This window comes from Mesorhizobium sp. WSM4817 (assembly GCF_055811135.1).
Genome location: NZ_JBVVQQ010000019.1, coordinates 118,718 through 142,995, shown reverse-complemented (window position 1 = coordinate 142,995; position 24,278 = coordinate 118,718). Strand labels below are relative to the sequence as shown.

Sequence of the window (24,278 nt, the reverse complement as noted above, 5' to 3'; positions counted from 1 at the left end):
GTTCGTCTCAAGGAATGCCTCGTCGCACTGGGCGATGATGTCGACAATGGCATTACCGATACAAAGCACGTCATAGTCCAGCATCTATTCATATCTCCGCCAAAAACCCACCCTCTGCCGCGCCGGGCGCGGGCGGGTTTTTGCAGGTGTGGAATGGAGTTGCCGTATGCCGCTGAATCCAACATCGGCGCATCATGCTGCTGCCGGTCCTGCCTCACGCAGCAGGTCCTCAGCTCTGTCCGTCCTTTCCCACGTGAACTCCGGCTCTTCGCGGCCGAAGTGTCCGTATGTCGCGGTCTTGCGGTATATTGGGCGTAAGAGATCAAGCATCTTGATGATGCCTTTCGGTCGGAGATTGAAAAGCTCAAGAACGACGCGCTCGATCCTTTTTTCGTCGATCTTTGCGGTTCCGAAGGTATTGATCAGGATAGACACCGGCGCGGCCACACCGATCGCGTAGGCAAGCTGAACCTCGCAGACATCCGCAAGGCCGCTTGCAACGACATTTTTTGCGACGTACCGCGCCGCATAGGCGGCCGAGCGATCAACCTTGGACGGGTCCTTGCCCGAAAAGGCGCCGCCGCCGTGACGCCCCATCCCACCGTAGGAATCGACGATGATCTTGCGTCCGGTGAGCCCGCAGTCGCCGCGCGGCCCACCGACCACGAACCGGCCTGTTGGATTGACCAGGAACCTTATCCCCGTCGTATCCAAGTCGTGGGGCAAGACCGGCCTTATGATCTCCTCAATGACGCCTTCGCGGACTGTGGCTTGTGAGACCTCCTCGTCATGCTGCGTCGACAGGACTATGGTATCAAGCGCTACCGGGCGCAAACCCTCATAACGGACGGACACTTGAGATTTAACGTCCGGGCGAAGCCAGCCAAGGCGTCCGGTTTGGCGCACCTCTGCCTGTTTTTTTGTCAATTCGTGAGCGAGTTGGATTGGCAACGGCATCAATGTTTCGGTCTCGTTGCACGCGTACCCGAACATGAGGCCCTGATCCCCCGCTCCCTGCTCGAGATCCTGCCCTCGTCCCTCGTCGACGCCCTGGCTGATGTCAGGCGACTGCTCGGTCAAGGCCAAGATCACGGCGCAACGCCGGCCGTCAAAGCCGATCGCATCGTCGTCATATCCAATGTCCAAGATGATATCGCGGGCAACTTGGCTGTAGTCGATCTGCGCGTCGCTGGTGATCTCGCCAGCCAGAACGACCATCCCTGACTTCACCAACGCTTCACAAGCAACACGAGCCGTAGGATCCTTGCGGAGGATCGCATCGAGGACGCCATCTGAGATATTGTCGGCCATCTTGTCGGGATGTCCCGCGCCGACGGATTCGGAAGAGAACACGAATTGTCTGGTCATGGAATGTCCTCGCTTCAAACGTTGGAATTGGATGTGACAGTTGATCTGGCCGTCTTACCTGTCGGAGATGCCAGGCACGTCGAACGCAGCGCAGAAGTCGGCAACGTCTCTGCGCACCCTGGCATGCACGTCCGAATCATCGGGCTGGCGACAGACCAGGTCGATGAAAGCGGCAATCTGCACCATTTCCGCCTCGCGCATGCCCACAGACGTCACTGCTGGCGTGCCTAAGCGTATGCCGCTGGTGAGCGCGGGATGGCGCCCGTCGCCCGGCACCATGTTGAAATTCGTAATGATGCCCGCTTGCGACAAGCGCTCGGCATAGGCTTTCCCGGATAGCGGCCGGTCCCGAAGATCAAGGATCAGCATGTGATTGTCAGTGCCCCCCGTGACGAGCTCATAACCTCGCTGTAGAAGCGCCTGGGCCAGCGCCTTGGCATTTTTGACGATCTGCTGACCGTACACACGGAAGGACAGGTTCCCTGCTTCCTGCAGAGCGACAGCTAGCGCGGCAATCGTATTCATGTGCGGTCCGCCCTGGAGGAGAGGGAACACGGCACGGTCTATGCGTTTGGCCAGATTGTGTTTGCTCTTGGAATGATAGAGCGCCTGATAGCGGTCTTCATTCCTTGACAAGATGAAGCCACCGCGGGGGCCGCGGATCGACTTGTGAGAGGTGCTGGTGACCACATCGCAATGGCCAACAGGATTCGGATGCACTCCTGCGACAACGAGGCCGGTGATGTGGGCGATGTCGGCCACGAGATAGGAGTTCACCTCGGAAGCAATTTCGGCCATTGCCTCATAGTCAAAGATACGCGGATAAGCAGTTCCGCCGACCCAAATGAGCTTCGGTCGTTCCCGTTTGGCCGTCTCGCGCAAGCGGTCATGGTCAATCTGCTGCGTCTTGTCGTGCAGCCCGTACGGAACTCGCTGATAGTCAGTGCCGGAGAAGTTGACGACCCAACCGTGAGTCAGATGCCCGCCGCCGGGGAGCGTCAAGCCCATCATCTTGTCTCCCGGACACAACAGCGCTCGACAGACAGCCTGATTGGCCGGCGAGCCGGAATAAGGCTGCACGTTGGCGTGTTCACAGCCGAATAGCGCCTTCAATCGCTCGATGGCGAGGTTCTCAAGCTCATCGACGATCTCGTTTCCGGCGTAGTAGCGCGCGCCGGGATATCCCTCGGCATACTTGTTGGTGAAAATAGACCCGGTCGCTTCCAACACCGCCGAGGACGCGAAGTTCTCGGAGGCGATAAGTTTGAGGGTCGTCCGCTCCTGGCGCTCCTGTCTTAAAAGCAGCTCGTGAACGCGAGAATCTACGGCAGCCAGGTGAGGCCACCCGTAAGTGTCAGGCTCCGCGATGGCGCCGCCAGTCGAATTGTTCATATCAGCTTCGCGCTCCATTGGGACTAAGTTTCAGGACAAGCAGGCGGCCACCTTGGACCGCGCCCCCTGTATCGCCTCCAGGCGCTGTAGGTCTTGTGTGTGATGGCCATCGCCGTGGGGCAGGAGATCAACCAACAATTGAACCAAGCCGCCGTCCGAGCCTCCTGCTTCGAGGTGGTACGAAGGCCAGGGGCGCTGTTCGTTGCCGAGAAGAAAGCCGGCTCTGGCGAGCTGGCGGACGTGTGCGACCACGTGCTCGCGAGACAGACTCAGAACTTCTGCTAGCTCGCAGACGGTTAGGTCCGCATGCGCACAAAGTCCCAGGATTCGAAGTCGATCAAGATGAGCCGCGGCCTTTAGGCGCATGACCAGTGTCACCATCGGCCGGCACTCCTTGTATTGACTTCGTCCATTTGGCGTCCTCCCACTAATTTCAGAGGCAATCTTGCCGTCCGGCGAGGTCAATACGCCCGACCGCATCGCAGATCGTTTCCGATACGCCACGGTCTCGACCCGCGGCCCAAATGACAGGCTCAACGTACATATTCTCAGCGGTTTAGAGTGCTAAAAGTCCGCGATTTTCTTTGAAGGATCTGTTGCGACACGTGCATACCGGCTAGGATGCGCCCCAGCACAACGGCGGCTGCGCGGTAAGGCCGGCTTGCGAAGATGCGGCGAACGGCCGAGGCCTTCATGCGCTGGTCCCCGCGCGATGGGCAGGACGCTCAGCATCGACGGGGATGAAAAATCCATGTTATCCATGGCTCCGATCTCTATCCCGATGGACCACATCCCAGGGAAACCAATATCCTGCTCGAAGTCGCCGCCGTCCACGGCGAACTCAAAGCATGGCTGCGGCGCAAGGCTCAATGCAGCTGACGATTGGCTTCATTGATTCTCAACAAGTGATACAAATCCTCGGACTGTAACCCCTTAGTCCCGAGATTTCGTATGCCAGAGCCCGCTCCCCAGCGTCAAATCGCCCACGCACTTCTGACAGTGCGCGGAATCGCGCGTCTCGCGGAGCTGCGCAACGCCGGCGTAACAGCGGCCACGATGAGTCGCATGGAACGGGATGGGGAGGTGCTCCGGCTCGCACGCGGCCTCTACCAGCTCTCCGATGCGCCGCTCGACGCCAATCATAGCCTAGCCGAGGCTGCCAAGCGCGTACCCAAAGGCGTTGTCTGCCTTGTGTCAGCCCTGGCATTCCACCAGCTGACCGATCAGCTTCCGAGACAGGTATGGCTGGCCATCGGCCAGAAGGACTGGGCTCCCAAACCCAACGGCACACCCATTCGCATCGTGCGTTTTACCGAAAGTCTGCTCAACGACAGCGTCGAAACTCATGTTGTCGAGGGCGTGACCGTAAAGGTCTTTGGGGTTGTCAAAACAATCGCGGACTGTTTCCGATATCGCAACAAGATCGGCCTGTCGGTGGCGATCGAGGGCCTCCAGGAAGCGCTTCGCCAGCGCAAGGCCACTCCCGGCGAAATTGCCAGGCAGTCCGAGCGTGGCGGTGTCGCCACGGTCATCCGGCCGTATATCGAGTCGCTGACTGCCAATGGCTAAAGAGATCAAGAACATCGGCGCCTCGGTGCGCGCACGTCTGCTGCAACTCGCCAAGGTAAGTGGCCAGAGCTTCGATCTGGTTCTGACCCGCTTCGCCCTCGAGCGGCTGCTTTTCCGGCTTAGCCAGTCACCCCACGCCGACCGTTTCGTGCTGAAGGGCGCGATGCTGATGATGAGCTGGTTCGATGATCCGCACCGCGGCACCCGCGACCTTGACCTGCTGGGTTTTGGCGATCCGAGCGCGGAGCCAATGCTGGCGACGTTTCGGGAGGTCCTGGCGCAGGACGCCGGCGATGGCGTCGAGTTCGACGCTGACGCACTCCGGGTCGACCGCATACGCGAGGAGCTGGAGTATGGTGGGCTCAGGCTGACGACGGCCTCGATCAGCGGCGCCCGGGTCAGCCTGACGATCGACATCGGCTTTGACGATGCGCTGGAGCCTGGTGCCGAAGAGCTGGACTATCCTTCCATGCTCGACTTCCCATGCCCCGGCTGCGGGCTTATGCGCGGGAAACTGTCACTGCCGAGAAATATCAGGCGATGGTGGCGCTGGGGCGGGCGAATAGCAGGATGAAGGACTTCTACGACATCTGGATTCTCAGCCGGTCCTTCACCTTCGACGACGACGCCTCGCGGTCTTCCCGCACCACGCCATTCCACACCGTGCGCTTTCCCGTTTTACGGGTAAGCCCCGCATATTTCGCGATGCCCATGGCCTCAAGCCGTCTGGCCATCTCCATTGCATAACAATGGGTGCAGCCTGACGTAACGATCGAGCACCCTGCGACCGGGTTCCAAGTGGAGTCTGTCCACTCTATCTGAGTTCAGTCATCTTACCCTCCCGAGCATTCCTTGACCCGCCGCCGCATCAGACCGCTCCGCGTATCGGATTGACGACCTCGAGCCCGGCAAAGTCTTTTTCGTTATCCGTTACCAGCACGCACTCGTTCGCTCCGGCGACAGCGGCGATGATCATGTCGAGCCCGCTGCGCGGCTTGCCGGCCGCTTTTCCTCCTGCCATCAGCCGCGCCCAGATCAGCCCGGCTTTGTCGTCGAACGAGAGGATGCGGCCCGCAAACAGCGCCGGCGGCCCCTCAGGCCCAGAGAACCACTTTTCAAGTGCGTCGCGTTTTTTCCCGCGCGGCTTCTCCAGAACCCCGCGAAGAATTTCCGCAACGGTCAGCGAAGCGATAAACAAATCCTCGTCACGCTGTCTCGACATCCATGCCAGGAGCGATTCCGACGGCTGCGATTTGACGACATTGCTGATGATGTTGGTATCGAGGAGGTAGCCTGTCACAGGTCGATCTTCCGTCCCTCTTCATGGGGGCGGAAAAGATCGAGGTCAGCTCCCACCAGCGGCGAACGACGCAATGCGGCGAGGATCCCGCCAGGCTTGGGTGGCTCGCCCGCGATGGTCTGGCTGACAGCAGCGCGCAGGCTAGAGGCATCCGGCCCATCTTCGGCCAGGCGGCGAGCCAAAGATCGAATGAGGTCGCGATCAGCATCGCGGCCAAGCACTTCGAAGCGCGCCAAGCCGCGCTCGCTGAGGCGAGATCGATAGTTTTGAATGGCGCGTTTTTGCGAGCTGCCCATAGTTGCCTCCGACATATTTCCAGTAATATAACCAGAACGCAGGGTTTGATCAAGGCGCGGGCAGTCCGGGCGGTGCTCCCTTGCGGTTGGATGGCATCGGTCCAGGATGCGTGATATATGTTGCGCGACGGTATTTAACGAGCGTCAAGCAGCCGCCGGGAGGCCGCGAGGTGCAAAATCGTCCAACTGGTCCCGATAGTTTACGAAACTTCAAAATTCTCTCGTTGCCAGAAAACATTTGGCATTGAAAGGGGCCGTCTGTCTCTGTCACCATCAGATCGATGGGCAAGTGCAGGCGAGAGAGCGGCCGCGATCCGAACGGGTCATCTCGGCTTTGACGGAGAAATAGCAGCCGAGCATCGCCGCACGTCGAGCCTCGCTTTTGCTTCCGGTGAACCAGTGAAGCACGACGGTGCCGCGATCCTGCGGAAGATATTGTTCCTGCAGGTGCCGCCGCTGCTCGCCTTAAAACTGTCAGAAAAGTGTGGCGAGCGCCCAGACACCCGTATCACGATTCACTAAGGCTCAGGTGTTCAGCTCCGCGCTTCCGACGCGACCAGGCTCTGAAGCCGCACCTCCAAGACAATAGGTTTTTCCCTTTGCCGGATGGAGGCGGTCAGAAACCCAACGCTTTGGCCAGCATCGGTTCAAGAACCAGATGCGGCCGACCTCCCTTTTCGCGAAGCTCCATTGCCCTGATGATCTTCGTGCCTTCGTGGCTGTGCTTCCAGTCCCGAGACGCTTCGGCCGCGACGATGAGGTAGTCGGTCTGGCCGCAGACGGTGTCCTTCCAATCACCGCCGCGTTCGCAAATCATCGCAGCGATTACTTTTCGAGGGCCGATGGCGAATTTCCCCGTGAGGACGAACATCCGGCTCGGAATCACGAACTGGCTTGCATCCTCCAAGGCGCCGTCAATGACACCCACATTGCCGAAGGTAGGCAGCCCCGTGTCTGTCGCGCTGTCGCCGACAAGACGGGCAATCCACCCGCCTATGTCTTCTGCCTCGTCGGCGGTTATGCGACCGTCAGCAAAAGACCTTCTGGCAGTTTCTCCGAGAGTTGCCACGCGGCTGTCTCTGCGCAGGACCACACTCGAGTCCAACCTGGACAGCAGTTTTTCGACCTCTGCTGGCGTGATGGAGTTGTCGCAGGCGATACCGGCACAGAATCCGTAGAACTCGTTGACTTCGTCCTTGTCGTCAGCTGCGACAAACTCCCGTGAGCGTATGCCGATTATTGTTTCAAGGACGGCGTAGATCTCTTCGGGCGCGTTACCCCAAATATCCAGATCGCGGATGAGCTCGGCAGCATCATCGTCGTGAAGAAGGGACAGGAACTGCTCAGCTTCGACCCTGAGTGGCGGCATCTCCGCCCGCTCGACCCGCTCGCTGGCCATCACGCCCTTCAAGAACCCGAGCCAGTACCCCAACGCCTTGCGGTGATTTGCCTGCGCATGGACTCTACCGAGCGCGGCCCCTTCGTGTTCGAGTTTACCGCTCCTTCCGCGGAACACTTCAACCATTGTCGCCCCCCTCGACTCTACTTTTCGATTGTAGCAGACATCACAACACTCATCTATCCGCCGACTAGACAACGCGTGCCGAAACCGGAAGGCTTAATCCCGTTAGCTCCTTGCTTTCGACAAGGATAGGGCCAGGTTGCCACCCCCAGGAACAGCGTAAGCGGCCGACCAAAGAAGACGCTCTGGACACACCAAGGATCAGGCCGCCTGAACCCGCTCCCGCTCCGCCTCCGACGCGCTCTGTCCCTCGCGCAGCCGTGCTCGTCCTCAAGGGACGCTCCGCTCAAGCCCTTGCGGAGTGCGCGCGCCTGCGCTTGACGGGACGCGCGACGGCGGCTCCGGAGATCAGGCTTGGTTCCAGATCGCTTCGTGTGGGAAGCTAAAGCTCGGAGACCGCCTTTCGCCTACTGCGCCGACACTGTTCTGTCCCTGGCGCTGCCGTGCTCGACGATGTCACCTTGGATTGCATCTGCCGAATTCTCGCGTATCCTGCGGCTGCGCATGTGAGCACAAGGTGGCGCCTGGCGCTTCGACGAGCCACCCAGCAAGAACCAGCGTCGGCATGGCGACCGAAAATGCTGAGGCAAGAGACCGCCACTCCAGAAGGAAACGTTCGTCATGGATTCCCATGCCGTTATTGCGTCCTTGCCAGTCGCCGGGGCCGACCGTACTGTGCTTATCGAGGCTGCCAAACGCCGCGTTCGAAAGGGTCCTTGAGCGGATTGAGCCGGCCAACGAGAAGCTGACTCGCACCCTTTGGGACGCCGAGTCCTATATCGATAATGAAATCACCGCAGACATGTTGCCGATTTCACGGAACGAGGCTGCGTACCTAGTCGACGTGTTCCTGGTGCATCATGTCATTGGATTAACTGTCGAAGCAGACCAGGAGGCCGCTGAATCCCGGCCATGAACCTCCCCGGAGGCAGCTGGATCTGCCTGCTGCAATCTCGCGGGCAGCGCGATCAATGCACTGACCTTTGCCGCCACCTCTTCAAGGGTGGCGGTGAGGCGGTTTATCTGCAAGGCGGTGGCGGCCCGTTCCGGGCCGTAGCGGGTGACGAGATATTCACGGTTCTGGCTAAGGGACTGGAGATGCTTGGCCGTCTTCGTGCGAAGGCGCAGGCCCGCCTCCAGTCCGTGCTCCGTGCGTCTCGACAGGTCGTGCTGCAGTTTGCGGATCTGATTGGGATTGTGCCCACGATGGAGCAAAAGCGCGGTCAGGCGCTCTGGTGAGCGGCTTGCCGGGTCGTCCGAGCTCAAGGAGGTGGTTTGCCGCCTTGCGGTTTTCCTCTGCCAGCTCGTGAACCTGCTGTGGCGACGCTAGCTCGCCGGGATATTTCCGTTCTTCGATAGCCATATAGCGCGACATAAAGATGCTGATTTCCTGTGCATATATTCAGCGCGAAACAAATCGAGTTTCTTGCTGAGTGACCGGGGCCCCTACACGCGTCGGAAGGCGGGGCGGCCCGTTCTGGCACTGCGGCGGTCAGGCGAGAAACGGCTGACGGAAAGGCGCTACAGCAGGCCGGATCCGCTCATCTCCCGGATCTGTTGCCTTCCGTCCGGCGGCCGGCCATCGCGTTGGCTGCCGAGTAGCCGCGCGATGGAGTGGCCGTTCCGACGGCCCTCTCCCTAGACTTAGACTACTAGCGAGACGGCGCCGCCACTTCGTCCTCCATGTCGAGCGATTTTTCGACTGCCTCCGGATTCCGGGCGATGGTCCAAAGGAGAGTATTCGCCGCTGCATCCGGTTCCGAGCGACCTTGCTCCCAGTTCCGAAGCGTTGCCGGATCGAGGCCATACCTCACGGAGAACGCCTCCTGGGACAGCTTGGTGCGATCCCGAACGTCGCGAACGCTTATCGGCCGCGGCGCATGAACCTTCGCGATCACTCCTGCGGACGAGAGTTCGTCCTTAAGTGCCCGCAGGTCGTCGACGCAAGGAACAGTTACGAACGCCTTGCCGTGATCACCATTTCCGTGAGTACCGCATGGGCCGTCCTCAGCGGCAGCTGTCTCCTAACGAGAACCCGAGCAGCCTCAGGAGTATTCGCGCCGTGTAGAAAGCTGAGGCTCAGCCGGACGGGAGAGCCTGACGACACCCGGACGACGTCCCGGGTTCGCACCCGTTGTCCGAACCGCTCCATGAACTTCGATGTAGTCGACATTAAGCTTCTCCGCGATCACTCGACCGAGCTTGCGCAATTTGGACCAACCCCATTGGACCTGGGCATCGCCCCCGATATGCAGGTCACGGACAACCAGATGGTTGCTGCCCATCTCCACGTCCCCCAATAGCTGAAGCACGCCATCGGGCTAGACGACATCAAAGAGGAGGCAGGGTCCTCCGAAATGTCAGCGTCCACAATGAGTTCGATATCATAGCTGCACACGCGATCCCTACGCAAGTTGCTTATAGAAAGCATGTCAGGTGCTGGCGATGGTCAAGGCCTCACCGATCTTTCGAATTGGCGCGATGCTGGCAACACCCGAATCGTGCCAACTTGGCGCTGCCGGGCCGCTCGGATGAGGTGAAAACTCACCGCTGCGAGCTTGGCCCGGGAGCGCCTACGACCTGGCGCTCCGAAACCCAGCCATCCGGTCGCTGCAGCCGTGACATCCCTCCTTTTGGAGAGCTTCAGCAACCCAACCTCCGGGGCTGCCAACGACCGCCTTTTATTTTGGGGTTTTTGAAAAATCACCTCGCCGGCTATGTTGTCTAAAATCGATTTTTGTTAAACGGGACCTGCGAGGAACCCCGATGACGAAGATAGCTGTACGTATGCGTCGCGGCCAAGGGTCGGTGGGCAAGCGGACGAGAACCTTTCCCAAACTGGCTGAGAAATTGCAGATGCGTCGCTTGGCCAGGATTAACGCCGTCCTGCAGAGGGCGGAAGAATCCGGCCTGCGCGCTGAGAAGGACGGCAGGATTGCGGGACGGGTGAGTGCTGATCTAATTAAGAAGGCCAAAGCTCGAAGCGGATTGACATCTGATACCGAGCTCGTCGAATTTGCGTTGGCAAACGTGGCTCTGGAAGACAACTTCGCCGAGACCTTCAGGAAAACACGGGAAACTGTGGATCCGACGCTGAAGCTCGGATTCTGAATCGACCGATTTCGACTTTGGTGCGGCCGTAAGATGGTCGCGATTTGATTCCCAAAAACCCTCGAGCCGCGGCCCCGAAATGGAGCTGCCGATCATCGGCAACCTCGTCGGGCCTGAAGTTGCGGGCGAGGGCGGCAATGACTCGGGCCATCTTCCGCAGTCGCCTTACCCGGATGCCTCATTCATCCATGCAGGAAGGTCGAAGACCTGCGGCAGCCTGATCCCGTTCCAAAAGCTCATGCCAGACGTCCAGTTTGGACAGGCAGGCCGCGTCATAATTTGGGTGGGATATAGCGTCCAGATTTGGCCATAGCCCATCTTGAACTGTTTTTTGTAATCAATATGATAAAAGCCAATTCGGTCAGAAACTAGAATCTTCTCTCTGACAGGAGCTAATGCCATGGAAGAGGTCACGCGAGCGGTTCAAATGCGTACGAAAAGAGCCAAGGAAGGTGCTTTGCTCACTTCGAAGGAATTCGTTGGCTCTGGAAACCGTGCGGCAGCCGATCAAGCTCTGAGCAGACTTGCGAAAAAGGGCGAACTGGCGCGCGTCTACAGGGGAATGTACACGCCCTCTAGGAAAACGCCGTATGGATATGTGCTGCCGGAAGCGGAAGCCGTCGTGAAGTCGTACGCTTCGTTGTCAGGTGAGAAGGTCGTCAATTCCGGTGCTACGGCGGCGAACCAGCTGGGCCTGACGACACAAGTTCCGGTTGAAAAAGTCTTTCTCACGACCGGAAAGTCGAAGAACCTGAAACTTGGCCGCCGCACAATACGCCTCAAGCACGCCCCCGCCTGGATCACGAGCCTGCCAAAGAACAGGTCGGGCGAAGCCATCCGGGCAATCGCGCACCTTGGCCGAGCTAACGGTGTCCACTACGCGAAGTTGCTCAAGAACAGACTGACACCCGAGGAATGGACTCGCGTAGTCGCCCTCAAGGCGAAAGTGCCAGCTTGGGTCCATGCGGCGATCTCGAAAGCGGAAAATGAGCGGTGAACCGTTCTTCGATTTGAAACGGGGCCAACAAAGAGACGCTCTTCTGGACCGCTTCGGCAACATTGGGACGCGAGCCGCATATTCTTGCGAGGCGTGCCGCGCAAGCGCAGGCACGGACGAGAACTATTTGACCGTATCGCGGCAAGCAAAAGGGACACGCCCAGGTGCCGGAAACAGACCGCCCGTATTGGCTGTACGTCGACCTGATGCGTGCCGCAGGCCAAATATCCAGGAACGCCTCATCGCCGGACCTCAGCCCTGTACCAGGCCGGGCGTGCTCAGGATTACGTGACGGACCGCCTCATAATAACGGACATAGCCGGTGCAACGACAAATGTGCGGCGCAAGCGCCTGCTCGATCGTGCGTTCGACATCCGCCCTGCGGACCGGCTTCTCTTTGAGACGCTCAACCAGCACGGTTGCACCGGTGACAAAGCCCGGCGTGCAATAGCCGCACTGGAACGAAAAACGTTCGACGAAGGCCTGCTGAATCGCGGAGAGCCGGACGACATCGTCATTCGCGTCGCGTTCGGCATGCGCTTCGATGGTGCGGACGGACTTGCCGTCGAAGAAGTGCGCTCCGGTGATGCAGCTCCGGATCTCGCGGGAGCTTCCTTCCGGCCCATCGAGAATGATCGCGCAGGCGTGGCAGATGCCTTGGCCGCAGCCAAGCCGCGAGCCAGTAAGGTTGAGATATTCGCCCAGGAAGTCGATCATCATCAGATCGTCGGGTACGTCGACCGGACCGACCTTGCGATTGTTGACGGTCATCGAAAGTGGTCGCGTGGCGACGGTCACGGCAGGGCCTCCAAAATCCTCTCTGGCGTGATCGGCGTCTGATAAAAACGCTTGCCGATGGCATGGTTGACGGCATTGACGATCGCCGGAACGATCGCGATCATCACAACCTCGGCCATTCCCTTTGGTGGGTCGATATCGGAAAGCGGCGCCAACACCTCCGATGTCTGTGTCCAGACCGCGACATCCCTGGCATTCGGCAGGCGATACCGGTTCCAGTTCCACGTCCCGTCGCCGGGACCGTCCTCATAGAGCGGCAATTCCTCGAGCAAGGCGTGGCCGACGCCCATAGCTATGCCGCCTTGAAGCTGACCCGAGACGAGTTCCGGCACGATTTGAGTGCCGCATTCGAGGATGGAATGATGCGAAAGGAGCTTCACGTCGCCTGAGGCGGTGTCCACTGCGACTTCGGCGATGGTCGCCACGCCCGTGTAACAGGTGCCGGCGGCGTTCTGGTGCTGTACCGGAGGGTAGAAGACCTGGCGCCGGTCGAGAAAATGGAAGCCGCCGCAGGTCATCAGCGCCTTCAAACCAGCTGGCGCGCTTTGGCCATAGCAGACCGAAAGCGCGTCGACCGGCAAGCGGACGGCGCCGACGTTCGGCACATCGAACACCGCCTCGGCCCATTGCCCGCGGTTGAAGACATGGACGCCGACCCCTGTGACCAGGCCGAGCCTGTGCGCCGCCGCCGCGAGTTGTTCCAGTGCGAGCGGCTCCATCCCTCCAGCCGTCAATTTGCCATCTGCGATCCGCACGTCCGCCATGTCGATACCGAGCGGCCCCGCCCGCCCGCCGCCCGGTCCACTCGACCAGAGCGCGACCGCAGCCGGCCAGAGCGACAGGCGCAGCAGCGCGCACGTCGCCATCCGCGTGGCGTGGCCGACGAAATAGGCGCTGTTTGAGGCGCTCATCGGTGAAATAAACGAGGGTGTCCAGCGCGGGTTGCGTGCCAGCGCGTCCTCCCTGTCCTGCGGCGTCGTATAGGGCTCCTCGGTGGAGACGAGAGGCATCTCGGGCCAGTCGACGATCCCGAAGGCGCAGTCGTGCGGCGCCCGGCCGATGATGTCGGCGACCATCACCGCCTGCGAGGTGGTCAGGCCCGTGCCGATATCATTGCCGTTCTGGCGCATGGCGAGCCGGCCGGACGGATCGAACGACAGCGTGGTCACCGCGGCCTCGGCTCCGGTGCCGTAGTCCTTCTGCACCTGCGCGAAACCGATGCCATAGCGAGTACCCGGATTGGCGGCTTCAAACGCCGCCTTGTTTGCAGCGCGATCCCTCCACAACGGATGGGCACGGGCTCGCTCCAGGATCTCCTCGGTCCTTAGCGCCTCGCCGGCAATGGCGCCCTGCGAGTTCTGCATGCCGGTCTTGAACGCGTTCTTGAGGCGAAGCTCGATCGGATCGATGCCGAGCAGTTCGGCGGCCTCATCAACCATCATCTCGGTCGCGGCCATGGTCTGCAGCGTTCCGTACCCGCGAGTCGAACCGGCATCGACAGCGCGCGAAGCGCGGACTTCGACCGAGAAATCGCTCTTCGGCAGATAATAAATGCTCTGCGCCGCGCTGGCCCCGACCTTGCCAACGTCGGGCGAGAAGTTGCGCCGCCCTCCGGCATCCATGCGATAGTTGCCTTTCATGATGCGGAAGGCGTGCGTGGAGCGATCCACGACAAGCGTATTCTCCATCCAGAAGGCATGGCGCTTCAACCCCATCTGGAATTGCTCGAGGCGGTCGTTGGCAAGACGCACCGGGCGCCCGTCGCCATAGAGGCCTGCCAGGATGGCGTAGTAGGGAAAGATGGAATGATCCTTGGTACCGTATCCGACCGTGTCACCGATCGAAAGGTCGAGCGCCTTCACCGCGAACCGCGATTTCGACAGCATTTCGAGCGTCGAGGTCGCCACCTCATAAGGCGATTGGGTCGCGATGAGTGCGTGCAGGGTCGAACTGCCCGTCTCGAACCAGGCATTGCCATTGTCGGGTTCCATCGCGCAGGCGTCGGTCGACTGCGAGAAATAGCTTCGCTTCAGGACCAACGCATCGTCGCCGGTTGCTGTGATCTCACGCTCGATCTCGCCCGCCGCCCACAGGGCGCGGGCCGCCGCATCGCCGCTCTGATCCGGCTTCGGCCAGACGACCCGATCGCGCTCGAAACTGCCGTAGATGGTGGTGTCTTCGAGCGGATCGGTTTCATCCGATGTCGCGCCGGCGATGCGCACGAACCGGCTGGCGCCGTAATGAGGTGGCGTGTCGTAGCCGCCGACCGCGCCCCAACGCACGATGCCCTTGGCGAAACGGACCAGCCGCTTGGCCGCGTCGAACCGCGCGAAATCCTTGTAGATCAAGAGCGCGACCGGCTGACCGAGCAGGCGCGGAATGCGTCCCTTCGGCACCAGGAACATGTCGCCATAGAAGCCGGGAGCCGTCGTTTCTGGCGGCGCAAGACCATCGCGCACAAGGTCTTCGCCGGCTATCAATTGGTCGGGCTTGAGACCTTCGCCCAGCAGTGAGAGGTCCAGCCCGTCCAACGGGGCGTCGGCCCAGGTGCCGCGGATCAGGAAGGCGTGGCTCTGTTGGTGCGGCCAGCCCGTTATGTCCCGGGCGCGAAAATCGCGGGTGAAGGTCTTGTCCCCCGTGACCTTGGCCACGGCGTCGATCCTGAAACGCGGCCGACCGTCCGGTCCGATCCAGTTTGGCGAATGGCCGGGCGAATTGGCAATGGGCGCAGCCGATGCGGGCCGGCCCAGAAAACGGATCTTGACCGCGATCCCCGCGCCAGCCGCCGCTGCGATGAACTGGCGCCGCGAAACCCTGCCGCTCATGCGGTCTCCCCGAAAGGCCGAGAGCCCGACCCTACACCCGGCTGGCTCGCCTCACCTGTATACTGCCGACTCGGGGCCGTTCCGCCATTCCGGCATCGCTGACAAACGGAACGGCCTTGCCCGGTCATGAAAATCGCCGGGCCTGTTGCATCAGTCCGCAATATTGAAGCGCATGACTTCTGCTTCGAATCCGAATGTTTGGATAGCATGTCCTCTGTTGTGAGCCCTTCCGAAGGATCTGGTCGAACTCGATGGGGTCGGGCGACGCAGGCTGGCTTGTGGTGGTGTGTCGCCAGGCGCCCCACGGAATCAACATTGCGAGTATTTTCCTTCCTGCATCGGACTGTCGTGATCGGGCGGCTATTTTCATAGCCAAGAGTGGCCGCCCACCGGCAGAGCTCCCGTCATACCCAGTAGCGTTGCGCGGTTTCCGGGACGTCCAGTCACGTTTGCAATGCGCGTGTTGGAATCGGTGAATCTGCGACACATCACCGCCGCGGTTTGGCCACGGAGTTGCCGCAATATCCCACGACATAGCCGGCGTTGCCTGAGACGGTTCGGTCCGGCACCGGCTCAACCAAGCCCCCCCGCTCTAGGGTCAGTGCCGGATCGAACCACTCTCTTCCGACCCCCGAAATGCGCTCAGCAGAAGCAAGCTGATCCGCTTCAACGATGCGTGGTCTCCCAAATCGCATGGGGCGGCAAAGACCTGCACAGCAAAATGGTTTGAGGCGCGCCTCGGCTTCAGGCGAGAGGCAACTCTGGCCGGCTCTACGATGCCTTCGTTGTGAGAGCTCGTTCAAAGTAGCAAACTGTTGCTGGTCGCTAAGCAGGCTTGCATACCCATCGCCTCTGTCGATGCTCCCATCATAGTTGGTGCCCTCAACCATGCCTGATGATCCAACGATTTCGTCATGGCGCAGTGATCGTGGTAAATCTCGGTCTCTGTGCCTGGGATCGGCCCCCCGTTCCCCAGGTCGTGGTCGAAATCAATGTTGGAACCGTGTACAGCCGCTTCTCAGGCCTTCACACGTGAAAACACGCTGACCGTCTACGTTGCTCTGCGTATCGGGGTCCCCCAGGACGTGGAATGCCGCTTTGTAGGATCGACCTCTAACGATATCAGGCCTGGGTCCAACCTCTGGCAGCCAGACAAAGTTGACAGCGCAACCGACGCAATGATGCCTGTCATGTTCATTTCCCCTCACTGTGTATCGCGGTTCCGTGCATCGTTTGAGGATCATCTGCTGCACTGAGCGTGCCAAAAAGAAAAGGTTTCAATTACACGGTTTAGGAGCCGCCCTTGTCCGTCGGACCTCTGACTTTGTTGCAAAGCCGACACTGGTCGTCATGGCTGGCGACAGGGCTTGGGATCTTCGGTCGCGACCACGCAAGCCCAGAGCCGACTCGGCGGTGAGGCGCGGGGGCATAGGCAAAAACGTCACAAGTACGTGCCCATGCTCCCTCTGGCGAATACATCATTGCGGTCGGATCCACTCGAGAAATCTGGCCTGACAGTTAGCGTAGATCGTTTGCTTTGGCATCGCGCAGAAATGTGGGTGGCGAGAGTGTCTAATGCCGATCGCGACGGTAAGCTGAAGCGTATTTGAGCCTTGATAGGGCTTTCAATTCAGGCTGCGCCCATGAACAGGCATGGTGGCGGCCAGGATGGCTGCATTCCGGCAGTAATGCCAATCGCTTCTCACAAGCAGAGCGCGTCGGCGCCATTTGCACCCTCATTCACCCCCTTGCACCCGATCGTGTAGGACCGTGCAAGGTTGGCCCCAGACTGCAGCGTGAAGAACTGAACCCGTCTTTAGGGAATTGAAATTTTCTGTGAGTCCTGCACCGTCGAGGGGCGTGGAAGGCGAGGGATGATGCAGCCAAAGCAAGTTATATCGATGGTGCGCCTGCAAAGATGCGATTGGGGCAGCGCGGCAATTGCAGCCGGTCATGTTGCTGCGGAGGTGGCGCTGAATATATGCCGTCCGTTCCGCGGTGGCTGCCAGGCGACTCCCGTTGAGAAAACCCAGGCCCAAAGGCATTGAAGAAGTCGCGATCGCCCAGGCGTTGGTTGGCTCGCCACCGGCTGGTGCTGACGACCGCGGCACTCATAGACGACACACGGCCGAGTGAAGGACGGGGCGGCATTGCGCGACCGTGCGGCCCGCCCACGCGCGATTTTTCCTCGTCGGACCTTTGCTCCTCGCCTAGCGCCGGCTGGGTCGGGAGATTGCCACGGGCCTCCAGCAGGAATGCCTTAGTCGCGGGCATGGCACAGTGATGCTATTGGCGCGGCGCTGCGCAAATTACCGGTCAGGTCGCGACTGTTTTCCTTGCCGAGGGAGCACGACAACTCGGCCGCGGCTGATCAGCCGGAGTGGGCGATCCTCGTCATGAAATCCTCGAGCATGCAAACCTGCGCTCAAAGGAGAAGCTGCTGCGGCGGACATCATGCCGGGCTCTTGCAAGGACCGGAAGCAGCCAAAGAGTCGGCGACGGCGTGCCATTCATGCGCTCAGGCAGAACTCACTCATCGCATTTGATGCCAGCCTCATCATCTTTGGCTTGGACGGGGCTGGGAACCCTCTGCCAGACTACAACTGTAACATCATATCGGTTCAGCAGGTCAAGCTTCGGTGGTAACCTCATTGCGTAGAATAACGACTTTGGAGACCGAGCATGGATCGCGATAACAAACGCGCACGCGCAGCTGCAAGTTCATCCCAAGGCGGGAGGGAACCCAGTAACATCCTGTCCCTTCCAGAGGGGCCATTAAGCGAGGTAGCAGAACGGCTGGTAACCGCTAAGCCACGCGATACAGCGCGAAATCTTGCGGGCTTCAAAGACCTCGGGAGGCAAGCGCGAACAGCCGTTCGGGGCACTCAACCCGGGTCAGAAACTGAACTCGCAAAATTTGAAAGGCGGGGCAATCAGCTCGGACAATCAGCCAGAGAGCTGACCTGGAAATTGACATCCGAATTGGGGTACCGGCCGGATAACGTAGCATTGGAGCAAGTCAGAGCGGTCAGCAACATAGCCAATTACCTAACGCCACATATGCAAGATGCTGTTGTCAATCGCATTGGCAACATGGAGCCGGCCTCGCAAGCTCTCGGAGCTTTTAACGTTGCGCCAAACTTCGGTAAGTTCAATGAGGAAAACAAATCTCGCATTCTTGATCAGGCCGTTGAATTGGCTTCTGATCCGGATGGCAACATCAGGACGGTGGCACGCAATGCTATTATAGCCGCGTATCACCAGTTCGATGCAAATCAACAGGCCCAAGCTCACGCAGTTCCCGGCATGGAAAACATCTTGCGGCAAATGCCTCCGCCGCAGCATGAGGCAGAGGAACGAAATGCGAATCTGGACGGCCACATAGCAGGTCTTGAGGCTGCAGCCCGTGCGACAGGCGCGCAAATCTCCTATGAACAGCTGCAGCGGGGTGGTCTAATCGGGCAGGCCATAAACCGCAACTACAGTCACGCCCGAGCGGACCTACTGGAGGCCACCAGAAACAGGGATCGCGAGGGCCGTTGAGGTCTCGGCCACGGTATAGGGACGCTTTCTCTCCCGAATTCCGTTTACGGCCTTGCCGTTTCCAGGTCGCTGGCCGTTGACGTACCTGCTTAGTGTAACTTCAAAAACCACGTCTTCCGGGTGGTGCGATGCAAGCGTCGCACCACCCGCTGCGGCATCGATCTGTCGAGTGGCGACATCGCGCGCGACGTCGGTTCGGTGTCTGAAGCAAGCGCAGCATTAGCTACGGCTAATCGGCAATGGAACAATGCCTTCAACAAAAACGACGCCCCCTAACATAGCCGTTAGCATCGCCTGCTCACTCGCCTTGGGCTTCTGTGCGGCAAGTCTGTACGCAACCTTCCGCCACGGCGGTGGCGGCGAGGCTCTGATGACGTTTGATGTCCGTGCCTTTTGGTTTGAGACGCCCTTCTATCTGGGTTTCGCAACCCCCGTTTTCTATCGGGGCGCGGCTATCGTGCTCTCGACATCCGCGGTCGTCTTGCTGATTCAGCAGATCGTATTGCGCCGCAAGCTCGAACACCACGGGACGGCTCGTTGGGCTCGAGTGGATGAAATGCGACGCACCGGATATCTGCGACGATACCGTGGCGTGACAGGCCCGGTATTTGGGAAGACGAGTGGCCCTTTCTGGCCTGGCTACTACCTGACCAATGGCGAGCAGCCTCACAGCCTCATCGTTGCACCGACCCGCGCTGGCAAGGGCGTCGGCATAGTCATTCCAACGCTACTTACATTCAAAGGCTCAGTGATAGCTCTGGATGTCAAAGGGGAGCTCTTTGAGCTCACCTCGAGGGCGCGCAAAGCCGCAGGCGACGACGTGTTCAAATTCGCGCCGCTGGATTCGGAGCGGCGCACAAACTGCTACAATCCGCTGTTGGATCTTATAGCGCTGCCGCCACAGCAGCAATTCACCGAAGCCCGCCGCTTGGCCGCAAACCTGATTACGGCCAAGGGGGAGGGCGCGGAAGGTTTCGTCAGCGGCGCGCGAGATATCTTTGTCGCGGGGATCCTTGCCTGCATCGAGCGGGGCACGCCAACAATCGGCGCCGTCTATGATCTCTTCGCCCAGCCGGGGGAGAAGTTTAAGCTCTTCGCGCGACTCGCCATGGAGACCCAGAACAAAGAGGCACAACGCATATTCGACGACATGGCGGGGAACGACACGAAAATCCTGACCTCCTACACTTCCGTGCTCGGCGATGGCGGGCTCAACCTGTGGGCGGATCCCGCTGTAAAGGCAGCTACAAGTCGCTCGGACTTTTCGGTCTATGATCTTCGCCGTCGCAGAACGTGCATCTATCTTTGTGTTGGTCCGAACGACCTTGAGGTGATCGCGCCTTTGATACGCTTGTTTTTTCAGCAAATCGTTTCAATTCTGCAGCGGTCGCTGCCCCGCCGGGATGAAAAGAACGAGGTTCTCTTTCTGCTCGATGAGTTCAAGCACTTGGGTAAGCTGGAGGCGATCGAGACCGCAATTACGACCATCGCGGGCTACAAGGGTCGCTTCATGCTCATCATCCAGAGCCTCTCCGCACTGACGGGGGCCTATGGCGAGGCTGGCAAGCAGAATTTTCTCAGCAATACCGGACTGCAAGTGTTCATGGCCACTGCCGATGACGAGACTCCGAACTACATTTCCAAAGCTATCGGTGAATACACATTTCAAGCCCAATCGATTTCCTACAGCCAGGCGCGAACGTTCGATTGGAACATCCAGAATTCACATCAGGGTGCACCGCTGTTGCGTCCCGAACAGGTGCGGCTACTTAATGACGAGTACGAGATCGTTCTCATCAAAGGTCTGCCACCATTGCAGTTGAGGAAGGTGCGATATTTTTCGGATCGCATCCTGAAACGCATCTTTGAAAGCCAGACAGGCGCCCTCCCGGAGCCGGTACCCTTGACGATAGCAGACGAGGGGCTCTCCGCAGAATCTCAACTCGATGACCCGCTGCGTGGATCGGCGCAAGACTTTGACGATACAGTTTGATGTGAGGCTAGTGTGGACCCGCGAAATAGTAATCCATCCCGTGTAACAGCTTTGTCGCAGGTGCAGGACGCCGGGTTGGAAGAGGGGCAAGCGGACCAGGCCCGGCAAGTGGGCGATGAGCAGCACCTTGCCGAGGCCCGGAGGCTGTTCGATCAAGCTGACGAGTCGCCAACCAATCCAGAGGAGGTTCTGCGACTGGAACAGGGGTTGAGCGAAGTGCTTCAGCGACGGCAGGATAATCTCGCCGCCTCGTCTTTTTTCAGCGACCCAGGGATGCCCGCTGGACCGGGTGACCACAACAGCATCGTGGCGGACGCTTTCGTAGCGGCCGGCTCTGGGCACGCCGGAGTTGAGGCCGCCGCCCCGCCAGCGTTAGCTGCCAGCCAACAGCAGATCCGGCCCTGGCCGGATGCGCTTGACCAGGGCAACCATCTGCCACCCGGGTGGGTCATCATCAACAATGAACATTCCACAGCGCTATTGAGGCCAGCGGAGAGGCAGAGGGCCCTGAATACGCCGCAAGCCGCCGCCATTCAGCAGCCGCTGAGCGAAATCGGCCATTCAGGCGGCCGCGTGCCGATGCAGCCCCCCATGCAGCAGTTGGGTGAATTGCCATTGGAAGGGGTACCCGTTCAAGGGACTGGGTCCGAACACATCGGAAGGCTGCATGCGGAGGCCGCGCCCTCCGCAAGGTTTGAGGCACCCCCCGCTGCGATCGAGAACTCCATAAACATCTCATTCGCCATCCCCGAAGGCTTCTCCCATGTGACTCAACGCGTCCCAGACGCAATGCTCTCTTTTCAACGCGTCCCAGACGCGATGCTCTCTTTTCAACGCGTCCCAGACGCGATGCTCTCTTTTCAACGCGTCCCAGACGCGATGCTCTCTTTCTTGGGCCGCCATGACCCCTTGCCGGATGCGGGCCAGGCCCGGCACGTGAGCTTTGAGCAGCACGTGGCCGAGCCGCGCCGAGCCGAACCTGTCGCGAGTGGCGCCCGTGCTACCCGCTATCGCCATCTGTCCGGCGAACACCGGGACGTGATTGATAAGGCGATCGCCCACGCTGCGGCTCAGCAACACCATAGCGCGGCGACGCTCCGAATATACTCGCATGCGCTTCGCCGATTGGCGAATGATCTCGGCGCTCGCGGCCAAGCGACTGATCTAAAAAATCACCAATCCCTGGTCGATCACCTAGATACTTTCTTTCCGCAAAACGTTGATATAAAGACGGCGTTGAACGTCCTGCGTGCGTATCATGAGCCGGGCTATTCAGCGACTGGCCGGTGGCCAGTGCCGGTGCCCTCAAAGGCAGACGCGCATGTCTTAGAACAAGTGACCAGTGACAGCAGCTTGGCCTCAAGCACCCGTGCTATCTATGGTCGTAATCTTCGCAAATTTTCTGAGGCGCTTGAGAGTCGGGGCCAGACGATCTCTGGGCTGGATCACTATTCGCGGATCGAATTCGCCGAGAGGTTGTTTCCAGGCAACCGCTATCTCCGCTTAGCGCTGGAACGGGTTCGCGATGCGGAGCCCGCGTCAGACGTTTCCGAGGCTCGGAGGCTGTTCGCTCAAGCTGACGAGTCGCCAACCAATCCAGAGGAGCTTCTGCGACTGGAACAGGGGTTCCGCGAAGTGCTTCAGCGACGGCAGGATGATCAAGCCGATTCGTCTTTTTTCGGCGACCCAGGAAATCTCGCTGGACCGGATAACCTCAACAGCAGCGTGGCCGACGCTTTCGCAGCGGCCGGCTCTGGGCACGCCGGAGTTGAGGCCGCCGCCCCGCCAGCGTTAGCTGCCAGCCAACAGCAGATCCGGCCCTGGCCGGATGCGCTTGACCAGGGCAACCATCTGCCACCCGGGTGGGTCATCATCAACAATGAACATTCCACAGCGCTATTGAGGCCAGCGGAGAGGCAGAGGGCCCTGAATACGCCGCAAGCCGCCGCCATTCAGCAGCCGCTGAGCGAAATCGGCCATTCAGGCGGCCGCGTGCCGATGCAGCCCCCCATGCAGCAGTTGGGTGAATTGCCATTGGAAGGGGTACCCGTTCAAGGGACTGGGTCCGAACACATCGGAAGGCTGCATGCGGAGGCCGCGCCCTCAGCAAGGTTTGAGGCACCCCCCGCTGCGATCGAGAACTCCATAAACGTCTCATTCGCCGTCCCCAAAGGCTTCTCCCATGGGACTCAGCCCGTCCCAGACGCGATGCTCCCTTTCTTGGACCACCATGGCCTCTTGCCGGATGCGGAAAACCCGAAATGGAACTACGAGATTAAAGGTCACGGCTACACCGCCGAGAGGCCAGAAGGGGGCAACGACTTTTGGCTCGTCGATCGCGGTCCGATGAGGGAAGCTGCAGCGGCAGCAGTACTGGCAAAGGCCCCAGAACCCGCCTCGCCAGCGAACGCCAGGCTGTCAGACACCTATCGCGGTGTTCCATTAGTCAATCTGACCACCTCCTCCGATGCACGGATCGCAGCGCTTCCGTCAGGTTCGTCCAACCTCCCCGAGGGGGTGGTGCTCGGTGCCGACCTGCTGAGCGACGCCCATATCCACAGGGATTACCGGTTGCTGGAGCAGGACCTGCAGGAGGCCCACCCAGCGCTCGCCGCCCGAACGCGGCTGGTGGATCCCTTGGTCTCCCAGCAACTGCGCCGTCACGACCGGGACCCGCAACTTACATTGCTGTCCATCTATCATCACAACGACGTCGCAGCCGACTTCGTGTTCCTGCCGGTGAACAGTGGCAACCCTTTGGCTACGGTGGCAACTGATGGACGCAACGAGCATTGGTCGCTGCTGCTCGTTGATCGCCGCGACCCGGAAAGAGCGGTCGCCTATCACTACGATTCCATCCATCAGAGCTATGGACGGGGATACAATGACGCGCCTGCACGAGAGCTCGCAACAACACTGGGCGCGACCACCCTGGTGACACCCGCCATGGCCCGGCAGAACAACGGTGTTGATTGCGGAGTCTTTGTGGTGGACGGCACGCGCGCGCTGGTTCAGAGATTGGCGAACCAAGAGTTTCCGGAACGGCTGCGGCCGCTGCACCTCGACGACCTCGTCGCCGATCGGCAGGCGCTGCAAAACCGACTGAGGCAGGGCCGCTTGCCGCACGAGCTTGCCGCAATCCCCCCGGAAGCTTTTGGAGCCGCGTCGCAGGTGCAACAAGCCGTGTTGCAAGAGCAGCAAGCCCGACAAGTCGCGCCAGCGCCGTTTGAACGGCGCTTGGGCAGGACTCGCGAGGCCCAGGACGAGCTGACGAGTACACTCGACAGGAGCAACCTCGTGAACAGCGGGGGCGTCATCATAAACAATGAACACTACACAGCGCTATTGAGACCGGGGAAGAGGCAGAGGACTGATAATCCGCAAAGCCTCGCCATGGGGCGGCAGCCGAGCGAAGCAACCACGACGTCCATCAACCAAGCCTCCGATCAAGCCCGAGCCGACCTAATGGCTTCCTTCAGAAGCAGAGAGCGCTCCGACGCGGGGCGTTGAGCTCCATGGCTGGGGTCAAACAGAACGGCTCTTTTGACGACAGAGGCGCTGATC

The 24,278-nt window shown here is 60.0% G+C and carries 17 protein-coding genes and 2 pseudogenes; 8 read left to right on the top strand and 11 right to left on the bottom strand.

The window, feature by feature from the left end:
- Positions 1-192: 192 nt before the first annotated feature.
- The gene (metK, locus tag AC0L2K_RS24050) at positions 193-1,368 is read right to left on the bottom strand and encodes a methionine adenosyltransferase (protein WP_065010977.1); all 1,176 of its coding nucleotides are present in this window, start codon (positions 1,366-1,368) and stop codon (positions 193-195) included.
- 54 nt (positions 1,369-1,422) lie between these two features.
- Complete coding sequence (locus tag AC0L2K_RS24045; RefSeq protein WP_473532503.1) at positions 1,423-2,760, bottom strand: serine hydroxymethyltransferase; 1,338 nt, start codon at positions 2,758-2,760, stop codon at positions 1,423-1,425.
- A gap of 102 nt (positions 2,761-2,862) precedes the next feature.
- Here AC0L2K_RS24045 and AC0L2K_RS24040 point away from each other — a divergent pair, with 102 nt between their 5' ends.
- From AC0L2K_RS24040 to AC0L2K_RS24030, 3 genes and pseudogenes are all read left to right on the top strand, one after another.
- Positions 2,863-3,045 carry a hypothetical protein gene (locus AC0L2K_RS24040; RefSeq protein WP_065010976.1) on the top strand — a complete coding sequence of 61 codons (183 nt, stop codon included), beginning with the start codon at positions 2,863-2,865 and terminating at the stop codon, positions 3,043-3,045.
- Positions 3,046-3,711: 666 nt separating this feature from the next.
- Complete coding sequence (locus AC0L2K_RS24035) at positions 3,712-4,329, top strand: type IV toxin-antitoxin system AbiEi family antitoxin domain-containing protein (RefSeq protein WP_473532502.1); 618 nt, start codon at positions 3,712-3,714, stop codon at positions 4,327-4,329.
- Positions 4,322-4,956 (top strand): annotated as a pseudogene (locus AC0L2K_RS24030) (nucleotidyl transferase AbiEii/AbiGii toxin family protein); the annotation flags it as partial. The gene AC0L2K_RS24035 and the pseudogene AC0L2K_RS24030, both read left to right, overlap by 8 nt.
- Here AC0L2K_RS24030 and AC0L2K_RS24025 read toward each other — a convergent pair.
- The 7 genes and pseudogenes from AC0L2K_RS24025 to AC0L2K_RS23995 all read right to left on the bottom strand — a co-directional run.
- Positions 4,956-5,147 (bottom strand): annotated as a pseudogene (locus AC0L2K_RS24025) (DUF5131 family protein); the annotation flags it as partial. The pseudogenes AC0L2K_RS24030 and AC0L2K_RS24025 overlap by 1 nt on opposite strands.
- A gap of 50 nt (positions 5,148-5,197) precedes the next feature.
- On the bottom strand, positions 5,198-5,629 hold the full coding sequence (locus AC0L2K_RS24020; protein ID WP_065010975.1) for a PIN domain-containing protein: 432 nt from the start codon (positions 5,627-5,629) through the stop codon (positions 5,198-5,200).
- Positions 5,626-5,925 carry a hypothetical protein gene (locus AC0L2K_RS24015; protein WP_473532501.1) on the bottom strand — a complete coding sequence of 100 codons (300 nt, stop codon included), beginning with the start codon at positions 5,923-5,925 and terminating at the stop codon, positions 5,626-5,628. The genes AC0L2K_RS24020 and AC0L2K_RS24015 overlap by 4 nt, the downstream gene beginning before the upstream one ends.
- A gap of 273 nt (positions 5,926-6,198) precedes the next feature.
- Positions 6,199-6,333 (bottom strand): hypothetical protein, encoded by a 135-nt coding sequence (locus AC0L2K_RS24010; protein WP_473512908.1) that lies wholly within the window; start codon positions 6,331-6,333, stop codon positions 6,199-6,201.
- 208 nt (positions 6,334-6,541) lie between these two features.
- Positions 6,542-7,450 (bottom strand): BRCT domain-containing protein, encoded by a 909-nt coding sequence (locus AC0L2K_RS24005; protein WP_473532500.1) that lies wholly within the window; start codon positions 7,448-7,450, stop codon positions 6,542-6,544.
- 855 nt (positions 7,451-8,305) lie between these two features.
- Positions 8,306-8,713 carry a hypothetical protein gene (locus AC0L2K_RS24000; RefSeq protein WP_473532499.1) on the bottom strand — a complete coding sequence of 136 codons (408 nt, stop codon included), beginning with the start codon at positions 8,711-8,713 and terminating at the stop codon, positions 8,306-8,308.
- Between the two features lie 386 nt (positions 8,714-9,099).
- On the bottom strand, positions 9,100-9,345 hold the full coding sequence (locus tag AC0L2K_RS23995) for a helix-turn-helix domain-containing protein (RefSeq protein ID WP_473532498.1): 246 nt from the start codon (positions 9,343-9,345) through the stop codon (positions 9,100-9,102).
- A gap of 868 nt (positions 9,346-10,213) precedes the next feature.
- Here AC0L2K_RS23995 and AC0L2K_RS23990 point away from each other — a divergent pair.
- Positions 10,214-10,558 carry a hypothetical protein gene (locus AC0L2K_RS23990; protein WP_065010969.1) on the top strand — a complete coding sequence of 115 codons (345 nt, stop codon included), beginning with the start codon at positions 10,214-10,216 and terminating at the stop codon, positions 10,556-10,558.
- Positions 10,559-10,958: 400 nt separating this feature from the next.
- On the top strand, positions 10,959-11,555 hold the full coding sequence (locus AC0L2K_RS23985) for a DUF6088 family protein (protein ID WP_473532497.1): 597 nt from the start codon (positions 10,959-10,961) through the stop codon (positions 11,553-11,555).
- A gap of 252 nt (positions 11,556-11,807) precedes the next feature.
- On the opposite strand, the gene AC0L2K_RS23980 is transcribed toward AC0L2K_RS23985, so the two are convergent.
- Both AC0L2K_RS23980 and AC0L2K_RS23975 read right to left on the bottom strand, forming a co-directional pair.
- Positions 11,808-12,326, bottom strand: coding sequence for a (2Fe-2S)-binding protein (locus AC0L2K_RS23980; protein WP_473532507.1), 519 nt, complete (start codon positions 12,324-12,326; stop codon positions 11,808-11,810).
- Positions 12,327-12,349: 23 nt separating this feature from the next.
- Entirely contained in the window at positions 12,350-15,178 is a 2,829-nt protein-coding gene (locus tag AC0L2K_RS23975; protein WP_473532496.1) for a xanthine dehydrogenase family protein molybdopterin-binding subunit, read from the bottom strand.
- Between the two features lie 2,682 nt (positions 15,179-17,860).
- On the opposite strand from AC0L2K_RS23975, the gene AC0L2K_RS23970 reads away from it, so the two are divergent.
- The 3 genes from AC0L2K_RS23970 to AC0L2K_RS23960 all read left to right on the top strand — a co-directional run bounded on the left by AC0L2K_RS23970 (position 17,861) and on the right by AC0L2K_RS23960 (position 24,224).
- Complete coding sequence (locus tag AC0L2K_RS23970; protein WP_473532495.1) at positions 17,861-18,721, top strand: hypothetical protein; 861 nt, start codon at positions 17,861-17,863, stop codon at positions 18,719-18,721.
- A gap of 247 nt (positions 18,722-18,968) precedes the next feature.
- Positions 18,969-20,714: a type IV secretion system ATPase VirD4 gene (gene virD4, locus AC0L2K_RS23965; RefSeq protein ID WP_065010962.1), complete on the top strand. Its 1,746-nt coding sequence runs from the start codon at positions 18,969-18,971 to the stop codon at positions 20,712-20,714.
- A gap of 51 nt (positions 20,715-20,765) precedes the next feature.
- Positions 20,766-24,224, top strand: a complete 3,459-nt coding sequence (locus tag AC0L2K_RS23960; RefSeq protein WP_473532494.1) for a Ulp1 family isopeptidase — start codon at positions 20,766-20,768, stop codon at positions 24,222-24,224.
- The last annotated feature ends 54 nt before the right edge of the window (positions 24,225-24,278 follow it).

What these genes read in the sequence shown, in the direction of transcription:
- AC0L2K_RS24040 (WP_065010976.1), top strand. Translation starts at nt 2,863, where the DNA reads ATGGCCATCGCCGTGGGGCAGGAGATCAACCAACAATTGAACCAAGCC.
- AC0L2K_RS23990 (WP_065010969.1), top strand. Translation starts at nt 10,214, where the DNA reads ATGACGAAGATAGCTGTACGTATGCGTCGCGGCCAAGGGTCGGTGGGC.
- AC0L2K_RS24035 (WP_473532502.1), top strand. Translation starts at nt 3,712, where the DNA reads ATGCCAGAGCCCGCTCCCCAGCGTCAAATCGCCCACGCACTTCTGACA.
- virD4 (WP_065010962.1), top strand. Translation starts at nt 18,969, where the DNA reads ATGCCTTCAACAAAAACGACGCCCCCTAACATAGCCGTTAGCATCGCC.
- AC0L2K_RS24015 (WP_473532501.1), bottom strand. Translation starts at nt 5,925, where the DNA reads ATGGGCAGCTCGCAAAAACGCGCCATTCAAAACTATCGATCTCGCCTC.
- metK (WP_065010977.1), bottom strand. Translation starts at nt 1,368, where the DNA reads ATGACCAGACAATTCGTGTTCTCTTCCGAATCCGTCGGCGCGGGACAT.
- AC0L2K_RS23970 (WP_473532495.1), top strand. Translation starts at nt 17,861, where the DNA reads ATGGATCGCGATAACAAACGCGCACGCGCAGCTGCAAGTTCATCCCAA.
- AC0L2K_RS24005 (WP_473532500.1), bottom strand. Translation starts at nt 7,450, where the DNA reads ATGGTTGAAGTGTTCCGCGGAAGGAGCGGTAAACTCGAACACGAAGGG.
- AC0L2K_RS23985 (WP_473532497.1), top strand. Translation starts at nt 10,959, where the DNA reads ATGGAAGAGGTCACGCGAGCGGTTCAAATGCGTACGAAAAGAGCCAAG.
- AC0L2K_RS23975 (WP_473532496.1), bottom strand. Translation starts at nt 15,178, where the DNA reads ATGAGCGGCAGGGTTTCGCGGCGCCAGTTCATCGCAGCGGCGGCTGGC.
- AC0L2K_RS24045 (WP_473532503.1), bottom strand. Translation starts at nt 2,760, where the DNA reads ATGAACAATTCGACTGGCGGCGCCATCGCGGAGCCTGACACTTACGGG.
- AC0L2K_RS23980 (WP_473532507.1), bottom strand. Translation starts at nt 12,326, where the DNA reads ATGACCGTCAACAATCGCAAGGTCGGTCCGGTCGACGTACCCGACGAT.